This window comes from Arthrobacter sp. BK1 (genome assembly GCF_056680055.1).
Map to the genome: position 1 here is coordinate 1,166,148 of NZ_CM155263.1, position 15,250 is coordinate 1,181,397.

General features: G+C 62.8%; 13 protein-coding genes. 5 read left to right on the forward strand and 8 right to left on the reverse strand.

Annotated elements, in window-relative coordinates; translation table 11 throughout:
• Nucleotides 1–158: 158 nt before the first annotated feature.
• On the forward strand, nt 159–3,269 hold the full coding sequence (locus tag AC1MCA_RS05115; protein WP_479801610.1) for an HD domain-containing protein: 3,111 nt from the start codon (nt 159–161) through the stop codon (nt 3,267–3,269).
• Nucleotides 3,270–3,476: 207 nt separating this feature from the next.
• On the opposite strand, the gene AC1MCA_RS05120 is transcribed toward AC1MCA_RS05115, so the two are convergent.
• Both AC1MCA_RS05120 and hisC read right to left on the reverse strand, forming a co-directional pair.
• Nucleotides 3,477–4,889 (reverse strand): amino acid permease, encoded by a 1,413-nt coding sequence (locus tag AC1MCA_RS05120; protein WP_479801611.1) that lies wholly within the window; start codon nt 4,887–4,889, stop codon nt 3,477–3,479.
• A 52-nt stretch (nt 4,890–4,941) separates the two neighbouring features.
• Nucleotides 4,942–6,042: a histidinol-phosphate transaminase gene (hisC, locus tag AC1MCA_RS05125; protein ID WP_479801612.1), complete on the reverse strand. Its 1,101-nt coding sequence runs from the start codon at nt 6,040–6,042 to the stop codon at nt 4,942–4,944.
• A 93-nt stretch (nt 6,043–6,135) separates the two neighbouring features.
• On the opposite strand from hisC, the gene AC1MCA_RS05130 reads away from it, so the two are divergent.
• The 4 genes from AC1MCA_RS05130 (at nt 6,136) to AC1MCA_RS05145 (ending at nt 9,730) form a co-directional block, all read left to right on the forward strand.
• Entirely contained in the window at nt 6,136–6,639 is a 504-nt protein-coding gene (locus AC1MCA_RS05130; protein ID WP_479801613.1) for an Lrp/AsnC family transcriptional regulator, read from the forward strand.
• 120 nt (nt 6,640–6,759) lie between these two features.
• The gene (locus tag AC1MCA_RS05135) at nt 6,760–8,433 is read left to right on the forward strand and encodes a thiamine pyrophosphate-binding protein (RefSeq protein ID WP_479801614.1); all 1,674 of its coding nucleotides are present in this window, start codon (nt 6,760–6,762) and stop codon (nt 8,431–8,433) included.
• Nucleotides 8,434–8,476: 43 nt separating this feature from the next.
• Nucleotides 8,477–9,373 carry a ketopantoate reductase family protein gene (locus tag AC1MCA_RS05140; protein WP_479801616.1) on the forward strand — a complete coding sequence of 299 codons (897 nt, stop codon included), beginning with the start codon at nt 8,477–8,479 and terminating at the stop codon, nt 9,371–9,373.
• 33 nt (nt 9,374–9,406) lie between these two features.
• A complete protein-coding gene (locus AC1MCA_RS05145) occupies nt 9,407–9,730 on the forward strand; it encodes a hypothetical protein (protein WP_479801618.1) in 324 nt (107 codons plus the stop codon).
• A gap of 223 nt (nt 9,731–9,953) precedes the next feature.
• On the opposite strand, the gene AC1MCA_RS05150 is transcribed toward AC1MCA_RS05145, so the two are convergent.
• Genes AC1MCA_RS05150 through AC1MCA_RS05175 form a run of 6 tightly spaced genes read right to left on the reverse strand, consistent with a single transcriptional unit; the run spans nt 9,954 to nt 15,248 of the window.
• Nucleotides 9,954–11,057 (reverse strand): oxidoreductase, encoded by a 1,104-nt coding sequence (locus tag AC1MCA_RS05150; RefSeq protein WP_479801620.1) that lies wholly within the window; start codon nt 11,055–11,057, stop codon nt 9,954–9,956.
• Nucleotides 11,054–11,401 (reverse strand): hypothetical protein, encoded by a 348-nt coding sequence (locus tag AC1MCA_RS05155; RefSeq protein ID WP_479801622.1) that lies wholly within the window; start codon nt 11,399–11,401, stop codon nt 11,054–11,056. The genes AC1MCA_RS05150 and AC1MCA_RS05155 overlap by 4 nt, the downstream gene beginning before the upstream one ends.
• A gap of 42 nt (nt 11,402–11,443) precedes the next feature.
• Complete coding sequence (locus tag AC1MCA_RS05160; RefSeq protein ID WP_479801624.1) at nt 11,444–12,199, reverse strand: SDR family NAD(P)-dependent oxidoreductase; 756 nt, start codon at nt 12,197–12,199, stop codon at nt 11,444–11,446.
• Between the two features lie 16 nt (nt 12,200–12,215).
• A complete protein-coding gene (locus AC1MCA_RS05165) occupies nt 12,216–12,983 on the reverse strand; it encodes an SDR family NAD(P)-dependent oxidoreductase (RefSeq protein WP_479801626.1) in 768 nt (255 codons plus the stop codon).
• Nucleotides 12,970–14,361 (reverse strand): MFS transporter, encoded by a 1,392-nt coding sequence (locus AC1MCA_RS05170; RefSeq protein WP_479801628.1) that lies wholly within the window; start codon nt 14,359–14,361, stop codon nt 12,970–12,972. Before AC1MCA_RS05170 ends, AC1MCA_RS05165 begins: the two co-directional genes overlap by 14 nt.
• Complete coding sequence (locus AC1MCA_RS05175; protein WP_479801629.1) at nt 14,358–15,248, reverse strand: polysaccharide deacetylase family protein; 891 nt, start codon at nt 15,246–15,248, stop codon at nt 14,358–14,360. Before AC1MCA_RS05175 ends, AC1MCA_RS05170 begins: the two co-directional genes overlap by 4 nt.
• Nucleotides 15,249–15,250: the final 2 nt, after the last annotated feature.

Genomic DNA, 15,250 nt, shown 5'->3' on the forward strand with positions numbered 1-15,250 from the left:
CCCTGCAGCCTCGTGAGGACGTGTTTATCGGCGGCCAGCCCCAGCCAGCAATGAATCTACGACGGCGCTGCATCATCCTGGAACCGCTTCACGTACCTGGTGCCATCGATGTGTCAGGATCTCCTGATACATAAGAAAAATAAGGAGGAATATTGGACTTGGACCTTGATTCAAATGCAGAGCGATTGGCCGAGAAGGCCCAACAACTGGAAGCATTCTCAGCGCTGAATCTGCGACATGTGCGGGGCGAAGTCGCAGAGGCCCTGACGGCGTTCGGAAGGCTCGGCCTTCTAGAGGAGTACACGAAGCATGACATAACCCATGTGGATGCCATGCTTTCCATGTACGACTGGATAGTTCCGGAGGAGACTAAAGGCGTCATGACGCCAGCCGACTGGCTTCTCGTGACACTTGCAACCTATCTCCATGATTTCGGGCTTCTAATTACCCGTACGGAATTCGAGGCAAGAAGCACGGTCAAGGAATACATTGCTTATCGGCAGCGAATCTTCGAAAACGAAGACCCGAGTGTGATGGATTACCGCTCACAGGTCGAACAAATGACTGAGACTAAAGCCGAAGAGTTCCTCTATCAAGAATTCGTTCGCACCTATCATGCGCAAAGAATTAGAGGCTGGCTGCAGGAGCCGACCGACGCAACTTGGGGCGCCGACGAACGACTTGCTGAACGTTTGCGCAGAATTTTGGGTCCAATCGAAGAAACGTTCAAGGAAGACATTGGAATAGTGTGCGAAAGTCATCATCTGGATGACATCGGCGACCTCCGCAAGTATCCTCTGAGCAAGCCCTACGGCCGAACGCCAGCAGAAGAGGCGAATGTTCAATATTCTGCATTTCTCATCCGAACCGCTGACTTGCTCCATATCACAAAAGATCGCGTCCCCTCCATGGCCGCGCTAGTCATAAATCCGCGAAATCCAAAGAGCCAGACCGAGTGGGCCAAACAAAGCGCTGTGCGGTCGGTACGGACGAAGCCGCCCTCTAAGAACCTTGATAACCCGGAGATTCGCAACGCAGCGGACACCATAGAAGTTCACGCAACATTCAAGGAGGCAGAAGGCTTTTTTGGCCTCACTGCCTACCTTCAATACGCGGCAAAACAGATCATGCAAACTTACTCCTGGTCGGAGGAAAATCAGAAAAGTGGGCGCTCAGATTATCTATTTCCGTGGCGGAAAATTGATACAGGCAATGTCGAAGCGAAAGGCTTTGTTGCCGAGCCGTTTGAATTCACCATAGACCAGGGCAAAATTCTTGATCTTCTAACGGGGCACACGCTTTACAATGATACAGGAGTAGTTGTACGTGAGCTGGTGCAGAATGCTTTAGACGCAGTTAGACTCTATTCCCATTTGCACCCAGGAACAGCCTATGAGCCAAAGATTGAAGTAAGCTGGGATTCGCAAAAGCGCGAACTTGTCGTAGCCGATAATGGTATCGGAATGACCCAGGAAGTAATTGTTAAGAATTTCCTGCGGGTTGGATCTTCTCGCTATCAGGACCCGGAATTCCGTAAAGATAATCCTGACTTCGCTTCAATAAGCAGGTTCGGTATTGGCGTTCTCTCAACCTTCATGGTGGCAGACGACGTGTCAGTCTCGACTAACCATGAATCTGAGAGACAGGCACGCCAACTCAGTCTGCGCGATGTACACGGGCAGTACCTAGTACGCCTTGTTGACAAACACAATGAGGAAATTCCAAATCACATACGCCCCCACGGAACCATCGTAAAGCTCAAGTTACGCCCCAGCGCTAATCTGTACGACGTACAACAGCTCCTTCGTCATTGGGTTGTCTTTCCTGACTGCGACGTTCTCCTTAGCGTGGACGATGGTAAACCTGAACGCGTTGGTTATGCAAACGCAGAAGATGCACTTCGGGATTCCCTTCTCGACAGTAAGATGGTGCGCCGCGTCGACGGCGAGCTTCGTAATCGATTTGGTGCGCGCGTGGATATTCGAACTAAGCACTTTGACGGACTTGAGATTGCGTATGCCGTTTCTTGGAGCCGGTGGTTGGAGGAATGGAATTACGTTGTCTTTGATCCAAACCGCGAGGATAATATGGAGCTAAACCATGCCGTCTTTGGCACCTGCATCGGCGGCGTACGTGTCACATCCAACCCACCCGGCTATAAATCTGGAGGGATAGCCGCCATAGCCAATGCTTTTGGCAAGGGAGCCCCGAGGACAAATGTAGCGAGAAGTGCCATCGAGAAGACCGCGGAGTACGAGCATCTGCTCAGTCACGTGTATGCCGCATATGTCGATCACATTAGCGATGAAATGAAGGAACTAGAGACTCGTGCGGCTTCACTCACACGCGGCGCTCAAGAGGCATCGTATCTCGCCCATGAGATAGCGAGATTTGATGCTGAGTTTGGTCATATTCGTGACAAGGAACTGCGCAATATTCCTGCCATTATAATTGAAGAGCATGGAATTAGAACTGCTAAGTCATTCAGAGAGCTTGAGTCCTATGAGACTCTTTCATCAATTGAGAGCACGACTATTTCAAGCTTCGAAATGGTTCTTCGCTCTGTACGCGGTGCCAGCGGCGCGTCCCTTAGAAACCTTCTAGGTGCGCTGGCAAGTGAGGAAGTTCTGCCCGATGTGCCCCTCATATCCGGGTTGAGTCGGACTGGCCTATTAAGCGAAATGTTTACCTCCGAGTGGGAGGTTGCTCGACTCGAAACCGACAGCGAAGCGCGAACTCTAACCGCTATGTGGAAGCGGCGGGGACAGAATCCACTGTGGCATGCGGGGGGGCAATCGAACGTGTTACCGCCATCCGTGGCAACACGGATGGAGCGAGAGGAAATTTATGGTCGCTCCGTCCAGGACCTAAACGGCATCCTATTTGCCACCTCTGATCGCATTGAGGCAGTCGGATTCGAGCAGCGCCTAGTTAGTTGCCAGGGCCGGCTCCTGGTACTGCCTGGGCATCCCTTCTTGGATGTAACCGCTACGTCTGCAGAGGTTCCGGAAAAGGCCAGGCTCTGGTGCATCGCCTGGATGATCAACAGCACAGTGGATTTACAGCGCCGAGGAAGCGGTCGCTTCTTCCGGCCGGTCGAACTGGATGACTCGGTCAGGACGCGTTGGCTGGACACCGTTGTGGATACAGCCCGGAATATAGGACTTCTTGAAATTCTGGACGAGGAGTCGTTGAGAACTGCACTAGCAGTCGGGGATACTGAGATATTAGACGTTCAGATGTGGGATCAAAGGCAAAGTCGGAACTAAAGGGACGGGATCACCATTGACTGGGCCCGGGGGTGTATTCATCCTCGGGCCCAGTCATCGTCTATCCACAATCAGCGCCTTATCCGGCTTGTATCTTCACGGTTCTGGGGCAATGGTGAAGAATCATGAATTGCGAACGGCGCACACGGCAGTAGCTGGACGCGCCGTTCGTGTCAATGATCCTTCGAATGGGTTCACGCGCCCAATTCAGTCGACAAGCACCCGCGGCTTGGCCTGCTCTGAAGCTTCAACAACCGGCACAACGTTCGCGCTCCGGTGGTGCAGCCAATTAGCCACCGCTAGGAGCGCAACGAGCCCGAACGTGCTCAGCAGCTGGGGACGGGAATCCTCGCCGATGAAGCCCACCGTGAAGATCGCCGCGAGGATGAGCAGGCCAAAGCACGTGAGCCACGGGAAGCCGGGCATCCGCAGGGGAAGCTCCGTTCCCTCACGGTCGGCGCGGAGGCGCAGCGCGAGCTGGGCCAGGAGCGCGGACGTCCATACCAGCAGGCAGGTCGAGCCCACGATATTGAGCAGGACGCCAAGCACCATCTCAGGGAAAGCCAGCTCCAGCACCACCGTGACAACGCCGAAGGCGACGCTGGCCAGGACTGCGACAACGGGAACCCGCGCCTTGGACACGGAAGCGAGCAGGCGTGGTGCTTCGCCCCGCTCGGCGAGGGAGTACGCCATCCGGGACGCACCGTAGAGGTTCGCATTGAGGGCGGAGAGCAGTGCTGCCACGGCTACCAGGGTGATGGCGGTGGCTGCGCCGGGCATACCTGCGGCCTCCAGTACGGCAGCGAACGGGCTCTTCAGGCCTGCCGAACCCACGGGAACCACGGCCGCAATGATGAAGATCGCGCCGATGTAGAATACCAGGATGCGCCAGAGCACGGTCCGGACTGCTTTCTTCACGCTGCGGGCAGGCTCGGCGGTCTCAGCTGCCGCCACGGACACAATCTCGGTGCCGCCGAATGCAAAGGCCACCACAAAGAGTGCCGTGGCGATCCCGGCAAAACCGTCGGGCGCGAATCCGGCGCCGGTGAAGTTGGCCAGGCCCGGCGACTGCACGCCCGGTACCAAGCCGAAGAGCAGTGCGAAGCCCACCAGCAGGAACCCCACGATCGCCGCCACCTTGAGCAAAGCGAACCAGAACTCGAATTCACCGAAGTTTTTCACGCTGGTCAGGTTCACGGCGGTGAGCACCACGATGAACACGAAGGCCATCAGCCACACCGGCAGCGCCGGAAAAATCGTGGACAGCAGGCCTGCCGCACCGAGCGCTTCGGCCGCGATGACCACCACGAGCTGCAGCCACCAGAGCCAGCCCACGGTGGCCCCGGCCACCGGACCGTAGGCCTTGGCGGTGTAGACGGAGAAGGCGCCGCTGTCAGGATTGGCGGCGGCCATCTCGCCCAGGGCCCACATCACCAGGATGATGAGGGTGCCTGCCACGAGGTAGGAGATCAGCACTGCCGGGCCCGCGGCCTGGATGCCTGCGCCGGAGCCGATGAAGAGGCCCGCGCCGATGGCGCTTCCGAGCCCCATCATGGTGAGCTGGCGGGGTTTGAGCGCGGCGCCGAGTGGGCGGGCAGACGTCTTTGTCTGTTGTTCCATGAGGATTCCTCTGGTTGTAGGTGGAACGGATTGGTGAAATTGGGTCAGTCGGTTATCGGGCTGCCTGGGCTTCCAGGACCCGGAGCACGCGGTCGTTCGAGGCGGGGCCGGCAACGGTGACCCGAACGCCGTCGCCCGGGTAAGCGCGGACCATAATGCCCGCGTGGTCGAACGCGTCCACCAGGCTCGCCATGAGGTGGTCATCAGTGCGGATCCACAGGAAGTTGCCCTGGCTCGCCTGCAGTTTCCAGCCCTGGGCTTCCAGCTGCGCGGCCATCCGGGCGCGCTCCTGCCTGACGGCGCCAACCCGCGTTTCCATCTCTTCGCCGGCGTCCAGCGACGCGATGGCAGCCTTCTGCGCCAGCGCGCTCACGGCGAAGGGAAGGGCGGTCCGGCGCAGTCCCTCGGCGATGGCCGGCGCCGCCACGGCGTAGCCCACGCGCAGGCCGGCGAGCCCGTAGGCCTTGGAGAAGGTGCGCAGGATGCAGACATTCGGGTACTCGCGGTAGAGGGCCAGCGAATCGGGACCGCTGGCCGCCTCGGCGTATTCCACGTAGGCCTCGTCGATCACCACGAGGATGTCCGAGCGGACGGCTTGCAGGAACGCCTCGACGCGCTCGTGGCCGATCGGCACGCCGGTGGGATTGTTGGGGGTGCAGAGCAGGATCACCTTGGTGCGGGCGGTGACGGCCGCGGCCATGGCATCGAGGTCGTGGCCCTCAGCGCTGTCCAGCGGGACGCGGACCGGCTGGGCGCCTGCCAGTTCAACCAGGATGGGGTACGCCTCGAAGGAGCGCCACGCGAAGATCACTTCATCCCCGGCGTCGCACAGCCCGGTGATGATCTGCTGGAGGACGCCCACACTGCCGGGTCCCACCGCCACCTCCCCGGCGGTCACGCCGAGGTGGCGGGCGAGCCGTTCGCGGAGTTCGACGGCGGCGCTGTCAGGGTAGCGGTTCATCGTTCCGGCTGCGGCGGCCACGGCAGCGGCGGCAGCGGGAAGCGGCTCGTAATGGCTTTCGTTGCTGGCGAGGGCTGCGATGTCCACGCCGGCGCTGCGCCGGCCCGGGACGTAGGACGGAAGTCCGGCCACGGCGCCACGAAGGGTGGGAAGCGCGGTGTCCGGTGCGGTCAGGAGCTGATCACGGGTCATGAGCAACGATCATGATTGTGACCCGCCCCACAATGCAAGATAGGCTCAACCCATTGGGACTTCTGCTCAACTTCTACTCTCTGTGGTGAAAATATGACCATCCCCAACCCCCGCACCCTGGATTCCCTCGACGGCAGAATCATCCTGGCCCTGGACAAGGATCCGGAAGCCAGCGCCCTGGCACTCTCCCGGACGCTCGGCGTCGCACGTAATACAGTCCATGCCCGGCTGGCGCGGCTGGAGCGCAGCGGCGCCCTCCGCTCCTTCAGCCGGCGACTGGACCCCGCCGCGCTCGGCTATGACCTGATGGCTTTCCTCTCCCTGTCCATCAGCCAGACCCGGACAGGCGGGGTGGAAGACGGGCTCGCCGCGATCCCGGAAGTCATCGAGGTGCACGCCACCACCGGCGACGCGGACCTCATGGCCAAGGTGGTGGCCCGCAGCACCGCGGACCTCTACCGCGTCACCAACCAGATCCTGGAAATCGAGGGAATCCAACGGACCAGCACGGCCATCTCCGTACTGGAACTCATGCCGCCCCGCTACGACGGCCTCCTGAGCCGGCTCTCGGAGCAGGAATCCCGCCCTTCGAACTAAACGCGGGTGATCCACGCCACAAAGGCGCATATTTTCACTTGCCCCCGCACTCCACTGCCAATAATCCCAATCAAACTCAGCGCTCTTGCCTATCTGTGAACCATCCCCCACGATTCCTGCATGACTACACTTACCGTCTCCGGCCGCGTGGCACAGGTTCTCAGCAGCTACCTCAGCGATGTCTTCGGCGTGATGGGCAACGGCAACGTCTACTTCCTCGACGCCGCGGAACAGCTGGGCCTGCGCTTCTCCGCCGTCCGCCACGAAGGCGCCGCCATCGCCGCGGCCGATGCCTACTACCGGACGTCGGGACGCCTCGCCGCGGGCACCACCACCTACGGCCCCGGCTACACCAACGCACTCACCGCCCTCGCCGAGGCGGTCCAGGCGCAGATCCCCGTGGTGCTGGTCACCGGGGACGCCCCCAGCAGCGGCGCCCGGCCCCAGGACGTGGACCAGGCCGCCATCGCCGCGGGCCTCGGCGCGGCAACCTTCACCGTCACCCGCGACGCCGCGGGCTCCATCACCCGGCAGGCGGTGGAGTACGCACTCACCAAGCGCACCGCCGTCGTGATTGCCATTCCCTACGACCTCGCGGCACTCGAGGCTGGGGACGAGGAACTTCCGGAGCCGCAGGCACCGAAGATGACGGACGACATCGACGGCGGCCTTGAGCAGGCAGCCCGCCTGCTCTCCGGGGCGAAGCGGCCGCTGATCCTCGCCGGCCGGGGTGCGCACCTTGCCGGCGCCGGCCCGGAGCTCCGGGAGCTCGCCGACCGTCTCGGCGCACTGACTGCCGGAACCGCCCTGGCGCTCAACCTCCTCAAAGGCGAGGGGTACTTGGGCGTCGCCGGCGGTTTCGGCACGGACACCGCGGCGGGGCTCATGGGCGAGGCCGATGTGGTCCTCGTGGCCGGGGCAAGCCTGAGCCCCTTCACCATGCGGTTCGGGCACCTGCTCGGCCCGGACAGCACCGTCATCCAGATCGATGCCGCCCTGCAGCCGACGCACCCGCGGGTGGATACGTTCGTCAGCGCTGACGTGAAGTCCGCTGCGGGACAGCTCCTGGGGATGCTGGATGGTTCGGCCTCGCCGGACGGCAGGCGCGCAGAAGCCTGGCGCGCGGAAGCCCGCAAGCGCCTGGCCGAAGGGCCGGCCCACCACCCGGGCTCCGAGGAGACCGCGGACGGCCGCTTGGACCCGCGCTCCCTGGCCACGGCACTGAATGCGGTACTGCCGGAGCGCCGCACGGTGGTGCAGGACGGCGGGCACTTCGTCGGCTGGGCGCCCATGTACTGGGACATCCCCAGGCCGCAGGGCCTGGTCATGGTGGGGACCGCCTTCCAGTCCATCGGGCTGGGCCTTGCCAGCGCCGTCGGCGCAGCCCGCGCCCTGGAGGACGGCCGCACGCTGGTGCTGGCCTCCGGCGACGGCGGTTTCCTGATGGGCCTGTCCGACCTCGAATCGCTGATCGGGGCGGCGAGCAGCGCCATCGTGGTGATCTATAACGATGCGGCCTACGGAGCCGAAATCCATCAGTACGGCTCCCAGGGCCTGACCGAAAAGCCCATGCTGATACCCGAGGTGGATTTCAGCGGTGTCGCCCGCGCTTTGGGGGCAGAGTCCGCGATCATCCGTTCATTGGCGGACCTTTCCGCGCTCAAGGACTGGATCGACGCTGGCGCGAAGGGAACCTTCGTTGCCGACTGCCGGATCACGTCAAGCGTCCGGGCCCCGTGGCTGAGCGAGTGGATGGCGGCCAAGCAGGAGGCGAAGGCGGCGGTGGCCGGCTGACGGCGGCACGTTTGGTCCTGTCCGCCTGACGTAGCATGAAGCCATGCGGATACTCGTCGTCGGAGCCGGAGCCACAGGCGGGGCGTTCGGTACGCTCCTGCAGGAAGCGGGACGGGATGTCACGTATCTGGTGCGGCCGCGCAAACAGGAGGCCCTTCGCCGCGACGGGTTGCGCTTCATCTCCCCCACCGCCGACCGGACGCACCCCGTTAAAACCATCACGGCAATGGACGGGCCAGAGGCTTTCGATCTGATCCTCGTCACGGTCAAAGCCACCGCGTTCGAGGGCGCCCTCGGCGAGATGGGCGCATTCGTCGGGCCTGGAACCAGCATCGTTCCCATCCTTAACGGCATGGCTCATGTTGACCGGCTTGAGCAGCTGTACCCGGGCCAGGTGCTCGGCGGCTTGGCCCGGATCGTCGCCACACTCGACGGCGATGTGGTCCGCCAGCAGGTGCCCCTCACTTCCCTCATGGTGGGCGGGCTGAACGGAAACCGTGTCCCACCTGAGGTTTCTGAGGCTCTGGACGTGCCCGCCGTCGGTTTCTCGGTAGTGGACGACGTCATGGGCGCACTGTGGGACAAATGGGCCTTCATCGCTGCCGCAGGGATCGTCAACTGCCTGTTCCGGGCGCCGGTCGGACGGATCATCGACGCCGGCGGGCAGTCCAAAATCTTTGACGCCATCGGCGAAACCGAAGCGGTGGCCGCCGCGGGAGGACACCCCGTTTCCGACGCCGCTCATGTGCAAGCGGTCGGAATATTGACCGAGCCGGGCTCGGCCTTCACGTCCTCCCTGTACCGCGACCTCAGCGCAGAGCTCCCCTCGGAAGCCGAGCACATCCTCGGCGACCTCGCCGGCAGAGCCCGCAGCCTCAACGTCCCGACGCCGCTGCTGGACCTCACCCTTATCCAGATCAGGGCCGGCCTGCAGCGCTGACCCGCACCATTGCTGAGGGCAGTTGTCGCGCACATGACCATGCCCCTGCGCATCTCGACCACACAGTTCATAGCCGAGATGCTCCGCTCCCGCGGCAACTTCGCCCACATGGCCGATCGAGTCGTCCGCCACGACGCCCAGGAACCCCTCAGCACACTGCTCCACCGCTGGCGTTCGAATGAGGACACCCGGTGGAAACCACCCGGAGGCGGCCTCCAAGGAGCCCTCACCCACGACATCGTCCACGGCCTGGACATCACCATCCCGCTCGGCACAGCAGGACCTTCGCGCCGGCGTCGGCGGACCTGCGTCGGCGCAGGCCTGCCGTTCGACGTCCACCATCGCTGGTCATGCTGATCCCGGCCTCACTCGGGAGCCGATCGGAGAACTATCGACTGCGACGGTGGTCTGAGAACAACTCTCAGAAGGTGCCCGGACTGCTCGTCAGGTCTCCACCGCCAGGAGCACCACTTGCGCGAAGGTGCTCAGGAGCCGGGGCGCGGACTCAGGTTGAAGGGTGACAGATGTACGACGCCCAGCTTGGTGCTGGGCGTCGCACCGCCCGTCGTTGAGAGAGCGCCTAAGCAGGATCCTCCAGCTCCCAATCCTTGACATCCGCCAAAGGAGCGAAGACGGAAGGGTCGAGTTCCTCGAATTCCAGGTTGTTGCGGACAAGGTGCGGCCAGTTCGGGTTGGCCAGGGCGGCTTTCCCGAGCGCAACGACATCCGCTGCCCCCTCTGCCAGCATGGACACAGCGGTGTCCGGATCGTCGAGCTTGCCGTTGGCGATCACTGGCACGCCCGAGTACTTCTTGGCAAGCTCAGCGAGGGTTTCCTCTGCATTCGCGAACGCGGGCTCGGTGGCCCGGTACTCGGTGGTGTGGACGAAATCGATTCCCGTAGCGCCAAGCGTGGCGAAAATGACCTCGGCTTCTTTCACTCCTCCGCTCCACTTGTGGTCATTGTCGCTGACTTTGGACTGTGAGATGCGGATCCCCACTGTCATGTCCGGGCCAACGGCCTCGCGGACATCGCGGCAGATTTCAGCGGCGAACCGCACCCTGTTTTCCGGTGAGCCGCCGTAGTGGTCATCCCGCTGGTTCAGGTAGTCCGTAAGGAACTGGTCCAGCAGGTACCCGTTGGCACCATGGATCTCCACGCCATCAAAGCCAGCCTGCTGTGCACGCAGCGCAGCCGTGACGAAGCCATTCCGGACCTCGTTCATCTGGGCCGGGGTGATCTCCGATGGAACGGGATACGGGCCTTCGCCGCGGTAGAACCCCAGCTGCTCCCCCTTGGGCGCCAACGCCGATGGCCCCACTGAGGAGGCCACAAACCTGTTCCCCTGGCTCTGCGCCCCCGCATGCATCAGCTGGGCGAAGATCTTCGAACCCGCCGCGTGGACGCCGTCCACAACTTTCGCCCAGGACCGGGCCTGCTCCTCGGTAGCGATGCCCGGCTGATAGTGGTAGCCCTGGCTGTGGGCGGTGTCCGGGTAGATGCCTTCCGTGATCAGCACTCCGAAGCCGCCCCGCGCGAACGTCCGGTAGTAGGACGCCATTCTTTCCGTGGCGTGACCGTCCTCCGTTGCGCTGATCCTTGTCATGGGAGCCAGCGCAACCCGGTTCTCCAGTTCAGTGGAACCGATCCGGATGGGTGACCAGAGCGGAGTGTAATCAGTCATTCAAAATCTCCTTGGAAGTAATTGGATACAGCCGGGTCCGGCGGCATCCCAGCCGCCCGCGCGGGCAGGCCCGCATTGGCTGGATCAGCCACATATGCCTGCCGGCGTCTGCGCAGGCGGTCCAAAACCGACGCGTCGGTGAAACAGCCGAGTACAGCGGACCACAGTTCCTCGACGGTCTGGCACTGCGATGAGGCCCCGGAGGGTCCTGCCATCATCCAGCCGTCCTTGAGTGCAGTCACCTTGGGCGCTCCCGGGATGCCGGTGCAGACCGCGTTGATCGTGGCAGCCACGATCAGGTGTTGCCGCATGGTCCGCACCGGTCCCAGGGCAGGATCGGCCACGGTAGTCCTACCGCAGGCACCGCACATATCGTTCCCCTCTCCCTACGGCATCACATCGCCGGAGTTGGGCCCCAGCGTCTGTCCTACAAACAGGTTTCCACCCGGGTCGCTGGCCAGCAGCACGGCGGCTGGGGCCACTTCCGCCGGCGTCCCGAAGCGCCGGAGCGGCAGCTCGGCGCGTTTGGCGGCCTTCCAGCTTTCCGAGATGCCCTCCACCAGGGGCGTTTCAATGGGGCCCGGGGCAATGCAGTTGACCAGGACGTTGTCCGCCGCCGTTTCCAGGGCAAGGGCCTTGGAAAGCCCCACCACGCCGGCCTTGGCTGCACTGTAATGGGTCAGGCCCACGCCGCCCTTGATGGCCAGCTGGGAGGCGATGTTGATGATGCGGCCCCACTTGCGCTGCCGCATCTCCCCCACCACCTCCCGGCAGCACAGGAACACACCGGTCAGATCCACCGTGAGGGTCTCATTCCACATGGCCAGGGACATGTCCTCCAGCGGAGACTCCGTCAGCAGGCCCGCACTGTTGACCAGGACGTCGATGGCGCCCAGCCTGTCCCGGGCCTCGGCGAAGGCCGCCCGCACGCTGGCTTCATCCGCAACGTCCACGCGGATGGTGCCGTCCCCTGCGGCCCGGTCCAGCACGGCCACCCGGTCCCCGTTGGCCACGAAGGCCTCGGCGATGGCCTTGCCGATCCCGCTGGAACCGCCGGTGACCACCACCCCGCGGCCGTTCCCCGCTTGAGTGTTCCCCGACTGGCCGCTCCCGGAAGCGTGAGCATGAGTTGATGTGTTCATGGTTTCCCTTCCCCCGTCAGGCACGCATCTTCACGGTGAGGCCGCCGTCAACCACCAGCGCCTGCCCCGTGATGTAGCGGGACTCGTCGGAGGTCAGGAACCCGATCACACTGGCAACTTCCTCCGGCGTTCCCACCCGGCCCCAGGGAATATCCTTCCCGGCCCGCTGCAGCCCCTCCGGTCCGAGTGAATTCACCGGGTCCAGGGACTGTGGGGTCTCGATCAGGCCCGGAATCACCGCGTTGGCGCGGATCTGCCTGGGACCGAGTTCCACGGCCACGCTGCGGACCAGGCCCAGGACGCCGGCCTTGGCGGCGGCATAGTGGGCATGTTCCTCCCACCCGTATACCCCGCCGGCGATGGACGAGACCGCAACCAGTGCACCGCCGTCGGTCATTCTCTCCGCGCCGGCACGCAGAGTGCGCAGCACGCCGGTGAGGTCCACGTTGAGCATGTCGTGCCACCGCTCGTCCGTCATCTCCCCCAGCGGGGAGTTGCGGAGGATTCCGGCGTTGGCGATGGCGTAGTCCAGCCGGCCGTATTCATCCACGGCCCGCTGGGCCAGGGCGTCCACGGACGCAGTGGTGCGGACGTCCACTTCGTGGATCACCGCCTCACCGTTGGCCTCCTTGACCAGGCGCAGGGTCTCCTCCGGGTCGTGGGGGTCGCCGGGGAAGGTGCCGATGACCGATAGCGCTCCGCGGCGGGCGTAGTGGACGGCGAGGGCGCGGCCGATGCCGCTGGCGGCGCCGGTGATGATGGCGACTTTGCTAAGCGATGTCATGGGGGTGGTCCTCCAGGAGGGCTTCGGCGGGGGGCTTGGCAGCGATCATCAGCAGTCCGGAGAACAGCGTTCCGGCCGCTCCGACCCACAGTGCAGCTGCACCGGTTCCGGCGCCGGCTGCGGCGGCGGTGAACAGGGCACCGCCCAGGATCACGCCGGGCTGGCTCATCGCGCCGATGAAGGCGGTTCCGGTTGCCCTGCAGCTGACGGGGTAGCACTCTGCCATGAAGTACTGGATCGCGGCGTAGGGCCCGACCAGGAAGAACAGTCCGGCGCCGTAGGTCACAATGATCATGAAGGGGCTTGTGGCGATAGGGCTGAGCATGATGGTGAAGGAAATGCCGGAGAGGATCCAGCCGCCGATGATGGTCCGCTTGCGGCCGATCTTGTCACCGAGCCAGCCGTGGAAGACGTAACCGAAGTAGGCGAGCATGTTGATGACAATCAGCATCCAGAAGGCGTCCGAGAGTTCCACACCCTTGGCGTTCTTCAACACGGAGCTGCCGAGAATGCTGAAGATCATGATGCCGAAGAAGTTGAAGATCCACGCCAAGGAGAACACGATGGTGTTCCGGCGCAGGTGCGGTTCCCAGATGCGCTTGAGCGGGGCTGCGGAGGAGTGCTCCACGCCGTAGGACCGGGCAAGGGCGTGCGCTTCCTCGGACTGACCGCCCTTTTCAAGCTGGGTCAGTTTGTGGTGCAGCTCGAACTGCGGGGTTTCCTTCAGCTTTTTCGCGATGACCCACACGATGATGGCCGCCGGAACAGTAGCCACCAGGTACAGCGCGCGCCATCCAAGGGACGGAAGAAAAGCGAGGGCAAGGGCACTGGCAAGCAGGAAGCCCAGTGGCCAGCCGCCCTGGATGAAGGAGTAATGGAACCCCGGCCGCTTGCGCTTATCAGCCACTTCAGTGACCTGGTAAACCTCGTTCATGTAGGTGGCGTTCACCGCCTGCTCAGAGAAGCCAAGCCCGCCGAACGAACGGATAATAACCACCAGCGCGTTACTCAGGACCGGAATACCAGTGGGAATAAGTGCGGTCAGGCCGGAAACAACCGCCGTGCCGCCGATGGTGACCATCATGCCTTTACGGCGGCCCAAGCGGTCAATAACCGGTCCGATACCAAAGCAGACAATAGCTGTACCAACTGCGATCCACGTGTTGATGGCGTAGGACTCGGTTTCGGTCCAGCCAAACTCCTCCTGCATCGCGGGCAAAAGCGTGCCGAAAAGACCATAGTCAAAGACGGCGACAGTCCAAGCAAGCAAGGCAAGAACCGTAGCAGTAGTGGTATGCCGCTTGGTGAACACCGGGAACCGGCGCTTCTCGCCCGGTCCGGGCTGAGAGAGATCAACGTCCGTCTGTTGCGTTGTCATGACTTGTTGTCCTTTCGGGGGTTGCGGGCGAGGAACGAATCGGCTATCTGGTCAAAGGTCAGCCAGCTCACGCCCTCATGGGAGTTAATGTGTTCAATGAGCCGCTCGAGCATGAGCAGCACCTGCGGACGGCCGGAGACATCCGGGTGGATGGTCATGGTGAAGACTGCCTGGTCCATTTCGCGGTAGACCCAGTCGAACTGGTCCCGCCACATCTGTTCGATGTCGCGGGGATTCACGAACCCGTGCGAGTTCGGCGCTGCCTTGATGAACATCATGGGAGGCAGGTCATCGAGGTACCAGTTGGCCGGTATCTCCACCAGGTCCGTTTCCTGTCCGCGCACCAGCGGCTCCATCCAGGTTTCGGCGTCCTTGGTGTAGTCGATCTTCTTCCACGAGTCGCCGACGCGGACGTAGTACGGTTCGAAATCGCGGTGCATCAGGGAGTGGTCATACTTGATGCCGCGTTCAAGGAGGATTTCGTTCGTGACGGGCGAGAATTCCCACCACGGGGCGACGTAGCCTGTGGGCCGGCGCCCGGAAACCTTCTCGATCAGTTCGATCGAGCGGTCCAGGATGGCCGTCTCCTGTTCCCGGGTCATGGCGATCGGGTTTTCGTGCGAGTACCCGTGGACGCCGATCTCGTGTCCGGCATCCACAATCATCTGCGTCAGTTCGGGGAAGGTCTCGATCGAGTGGCCCGGCACGAACCAGGTTGCCGGGAGGTTGTATTTCTGGAACAACCGGATCAGCCGGGGCCCCCCGACTTCGCCGCTGAACAGGCCCCGGGAGATGTCACACGGGGAGTCCTCGCCTCCATAGGAGCCGAGCATGCCCGCCACTGCGTCAACGTCCACGCCGAAGGCGACTTGAATGTCCTTAGCCATTA

Coding starts and splice junctions, on each gene's coding strand:
- AC1MCA_RS05120 (WP_479801611.1), bottom strand. CDS start 4,889: ATGGAACAACAGACAAAGACGTCTGCCCGCCCACTCGGCGCCGCGCTC.
- hisC (WP_479801612.1), bottom strand. CDS start 6,042: ATGACCCGTGATCAGCTCCTGACCGCACCGGACACCGCGCTTCCCACC.
- AC1MCA_RS05130 (WP_479801613.1), top strand. CDS start 6,136: ATGACCATCCCCAACCCCCGCACCCTGGATTCCCTCGACGGCAGAATC.
- AC1MCA_RS05135 (WP_479801614.1), top strand. CDS start 6,760: ATGACTACACTTACCGTCTCCGGCCGCGTGGCACAGGTTCTCAGCAGC.
- AC1MCA_RS05140 (WP_479801616.1), top strand. CDS start 8,477: ATGCGGATACTCGTCGTCGGAGCCGGAGCCACAGGCGGGGCGTTCGGT.
- AC1MCA_RS05145 (WP_479801618.1), top strand. CDS start 9,407: ATGACCATGCCCCTGCGCATCTCGACCACACAGTTCATAGCCGAGATG.
- AC1MCA_RS05150 (WP_479801620.1), bottom strand. CDS start 11,057: ATGACTGATTACACTCCGCTCTGGTCACCCATCCGGATCGGTTCCACT.
- AC1MCA_RS05160 (WP_479801624.1), bottom strand. CDS start 12,199: ATGAACACATCAACTCATGCTCACGCTTCCGGGAGCGGCCAGTCGGGG.
- AC1MCA_RS05165 (WP_479801626.1), bottom strand. CDS start 12,983: ATGACATCGCTTAGCAAAGTCGCCATCATCACCGGCGCCGCCAGCGGC.
- AC1MCA_RS05170 (WP_479801628.1), bottom strand. CDS start 14,361: ATGACAACGCAACAGACGGACGTTGATCTCTCTCAGCCCGGACCGGGC.
- AC1MCA_RS05175 (WP_479801629.1), bottom strand. CDS start 15,248: ATGGCTAAGGACATTCAAGTCGCCTTCGGCGTGGACGTTGACGCAGTG.